3 protein-coding genes and 2 pseudogenes are annotated in these 4162 nt (G+C 45.5%); 1 reads left to right on the forward strand and 4 read right to left on the reverse strand.

The features are described from left to right. From CUC53_RS04570 to CUC53_RS04585, 4 genes and pseudogenes are all read right to left on the reverse strand, one after another. The coding region (locus tag CUC53_RS04570; protein WP_157798198.1) for a transposase at positions 1 to 152 on the reverse strand (152 nt) is incomplete at its 3' end. Between the two features lie 66 nt (positions 153 to 218). Continuing rightward, positions 219 to 656 carry a type III secretion system invasion protein IagB gene (iagB, locus tag CUC53_RS04575; protein ID WP_100293058.1) on the reverse strand — a complete coding sequence of 146 codons (438 nt, stop codon included), beginning with the start codon at positions 654 to 656 and terminating at the stop codon, positions 219 to 221. Next, the gene (locus CUC53_RS04580; RefSeq protein WP_100293059.1) at positions 653 to 2347 is read right to left on the reverse strand and encodes a HilA/EilA family virulence transcriptional regulator; all 1695 of its coding nucleotides are present in this window, start codon (positions 2345 to 2347) and stop codon (positions 653 to 655) included. Before CUC53_RS04580 ends, iagB begins: the two co-directional genes overlap by 4 nt. Before the next feature lie 324 nt (positions 2348 to 2671). Beyond that, positions 2672 to 3477, reverse strand: a pseudogene (locus tag CUC53_RS04585) (IS5 family transposase). 384 nt (positions 3478 to 3861) lie between these two features. Between CUC53_RS04585 and CUC53_RS04590 the strand changes: the two are divergent. Continuing rightward, positions 3862 to 4162 (forward strand): annotated as a pseudogene (locus CUC53_RS04590) (IS1-like element transposase); the annotation flags it as partial.

Below are 4162 nucleotides of genomic sequence, written 5' to 3' on the forward strand. Positions count from 1 at the left end.
TTTCCTCCTTTGGCTGCGACCCCCCAGTTGCTCAGTGTCCCTTTGGCAATCCCCACCCTTGTGGCGGCTTCAGCTTGGCTAAGGCCTTGCTCCAATACCAGTCGAACCGCCTCTGCCCGAAACTCTTGTGAATAGTGTTCTCTCGATTTCATTCAATACCCCCGATTGTCTCATCGTAACAATCGGGACGGTCTGTGAAAATCAGGATACCTCAGGTTTTACTTTTCCTTTACTAGTCGTTGGTAACGTTCCCGAACTTTATTAGCATAACGCATACGCATGGTATAGCGTTCAGGGGCAGTGCCAGCGTTGTAGGCGCCGACGGCTTCCCAGCTATAACCATAACGTTGCATCATATCAGCGAGGATGGATGCACCGACAATAATAGATATACAAGGATCTTTAAGGCTTTGTTCATTGATGCCTAATTGGCGCAGACGAGGTAAATGTATGCTGTTAATTTGCATCAGCCCGAAATCTTGACTTCCGTCAGCGTTATGGCCGATCGAATTTTGGTTTAAAGCAGACTCTTGCAGAGCAATAGCATAGAGCAATTGTGGCGATATATTAAAAATACTAGCTGCGTGATCCCAGCAATATGCCTTAGCGGAGTTAACTTCTGATAGAAGTAAAAGGGATATTGTCGTTTTTCTCATGCAGTCTCCGAATGTTGACGCTCTATTTCTTTAGCGAGATTTTTTAGCCGGGGATCGTGACGCCATGCTCTCATCCAATGATAAGCATCGCGATCTAATTGCCGCCAAAAATCTAATACTGCATCTTTACCGTGCACTATTTTAATTAATGGCAACAAACTGGCGCGAACATGTCGACTATCAATATTATTTAAAAAGGTTTGTAATAAAGGTAACGCCGCATCGCCCTGAAGACTATATTGGGCATAGCACAGATTAACGGCAATTAATCCAGTATTTTCGCCTGATGCGTGTATAACTTGTATTAACTCTTCGGCTTGAGCCGTTTTTTTTTGTAATGCTAGTAGTAGCGCTTGAACACTCTGTAATACCGGATGCTCTTGGCCATATTGCGATAACTGACGCCATCCAAGCGTGATCGCTTCATCCAATGATGATGTGTAATAAGTGAGGCAGATTTTTAATGCGCTGGCCGCGATGTGCGCTGGATCGCGTGTCAGACAGTCTTGCAGGGATTGTTTGGCTTGTAATAAATCCCCAGACAAAAAAAGATGCCAAGCATAGTAATAATCAAGAGTGGCAGAATCTGGTGCAAGAAAGCGCGCTTGTTTAAAGAGCGCCATAGCAACCATGTATTCTGAATGAATACAGCTGATTAATGCAAGCAATCCTAAAGCATGCGGATTGCTAGGGGCTAATTCGATAGCTTTATTGACTGCTTGGCGAACATTAGTTAAGGCCTGTTGCTGGTCAAAAAGCCCTAATTGCGACATGCTTAGGTAGCATTCAGCTAAGCTGCAGTACACTGGAGCTTGCTCTGGACTGATACACACGCATTGCCGTAGCAATGACAGCGCGAGTTGCAGACTTGAAGGGGTATAGCGTTTGAGCTCATGCTGCGCGTGTAGATAGAGCACCGCGCTATCTAGTGAGTCGAAGGTATTGGCTTGCGTTGAATTCCATTGCACTTCAGGGATCCGTGATGGGATTAGGGCGGCAATGCGATTTTGCAGTGAAGACAGCGGTTGGTCCACGCATAACTCGATACTTTCATGATGGATCAATTGATGCCCTGTTGAACGTACTAATTCGAAGCGCAATTGCAAGCTATTGCCCATAAACACCGTTTTTCCTGCCAAGTAATAGTCAGGATTGAATTGTTCGATAAGCGCCATAATGTCAGATAAATCATGACAGTGCTGAGTAATAACCGCAGGCAATACGGTGAGTCCGAAGGGGGAGTACTGTGAGAAAGTCTGAATGAGGGTATGGTGCAGGTTTACCGCATTGAGTTGTGGGTGGGTGCAAAACGGTAATATGGCTATTGAGGTGTGCGGCACCTGGGCACGAGGCTTTGATACTATGGCAACATGGCGGCTGAAGCGGTAGCCTTTGCCGTATACCGTATCAATGTAACGGCAGTGTTTACTTTCCATAAGCATTCGGCGTAATACATAAATGCAACGTGTGAGCGATTCTTCATTAACATCGCTATCAGCCCATGCGCGATTAAGAATCGTATCTTTACTTACCAAACCACCCGCAGCATCCAGTAACAAAATAAGTACAGCTAATTCTTTCGGCGGGACATGAACTTGTCGCTTTTGATGAACCAGTGCTCCACTTGCATATAAGACGAAATCGCCGAAGACATATTGTTTATCTGTGTGACTGTCGGTACATGAAATCATTTTCAAATAAGCCTTTAGTTATGGTCAAATATAGTGGTGTTATATATCGAAGATGTGTATTACCCGATACTGGATTGACAGTAATGAGTTCGTATGAGCCTGAGTAATTTCCAAACAGAATATTCTGCCAAAATGTTTTTACACCGACGAATACCGGATGTTTAAGCTAATGAGCGGTTGAGTGGAACTGAGTAATCTCATAATAATATACGCGTTCCTTTCCATATTGAGAGTGTTTCGTGTGTACCGCTTTAGTGTGATAACTTGGATTATGTTGTCATGGGCGTTATGGTAATGACGAAAAAAATCAATATCATTAAAAGCCTATCCCAATAGGCTTTTATTCCACGAGATAATGCCACAAGCGAAATGCAGCATCGCTTCATAATTCTCGACTTTCTTCTCCCAGCGAGTCAGCACCCCACGGAAGCGATTCATCCAACTGTGAGTTCTCTCTACCACCCAACGGTGCGCTTTAAAATCAGTGTTTTTCATGGCTTCAGATTCTTCTTTGCGCGATTGGATGTGAGCTTCGTAATAGCGGCTCTTCAGATAGTCCTCCAACCATTGTGCTTCATAGCCTTTATCCAAACAGAGATGGAGCCTCCTGCCAGGCCTGCACGTCTGAAGGCTGTCAAGCGTGTCAGCAACCAGCTTGATGTCATGCGTATTTGCCCCCGTGACAACCAGCGATAGCGGGAGACCGTTTGCATCAGTTAGCAGACTGCGTTTTACCCCTTGTTTTCCTCTGTCTGTGGGGTTGCGCCCCGTTTTTTTGAGCCAGCCAAGGGAGACTTTGTGATACAACCATCCATCGACAACCATGACCAGTCGATGGAGCCCTGCTTTGCGCAATCAAGTAAACCATTTTGCCAGAACCGCTCAAACACCCCGGCATCACGCCACTCTTGGAAGCGCCGGTGGGCTGAACTAGATGAGCAAATGCCGATAGCATTGAGGGCATTCCACTGACATCCAGTCTTAAGCACAAAGAAAATGGCGTTCATTGCGGCACGGTTATCCACTCGCTTGCGATGCCTCCCCAGCGGGTGGTTGGTTTTGTGTTCAGGAAGCAATGGTTCCATTTTTGCCCAAAGCTCATCACTAATCAGCCAGCTATCACCCGTCATCCGCCCCTCAGAAATTGACACACAACACTATTTTTATCTGACGACTCCTTTTGGGATAGGTTCTAAGGCTATGTGTTTTCTTGTTGTTTTTTCGGCGCCAATAATAGGTGATGACTTTGCTCATAAAATTCGTTACTTCACCAAATCATTTACGCTATAATAGCTATTATATTAGGGCCCACCTTCTTACACCTTTGCCATCTAGGGTTGAGTCTCGTTGCGAGTTATATATCGGTAATCACCACGAAAAAATTAGGTGATCATAAGTGGAATTTTCTCGTATCTTGAACGCAGGAGATTCCACCAGTCATTCCGCACCTGATTTTACCTTTCAGTTCTTGATAATAATCTAAACTATTGATACAATGAGTACCTTTGAGATTCATGGCATCCATCACCGTTCACTACCCTCACTGCAACTCTGACCACGTATATCGCCACAGGAAGACCCCCGCCGGCCATGTTCGCTATCGTTGCCCCGTCTGTGTGCACGTGTTTCAGCTCACCTACACCTATGAAGCCCGCAAGCCTGGCGTCAAAGACAAGATTGTTGATATGGCCTTCAACGGCTCAGGTGTTCGTGATACTGCTCGCGTCCTCAAGATTGGCATCAACACCGTCATACGCTTCCTAAAAAACTCACACCAAGGCAAGTAACCTCCGAAAAGGTGGTGCTCGATGACGT

It is taken from the genome of Aeromonas cavernicola (assembly GCF_002795305.1).
Taxonomy (GTDB): Bacteria; Pseudomonadota; Gammaproteobacteria; order Enterobacterales; family Aeromonadaceae; genus Aeromonas; species Aeromonas cavernicola.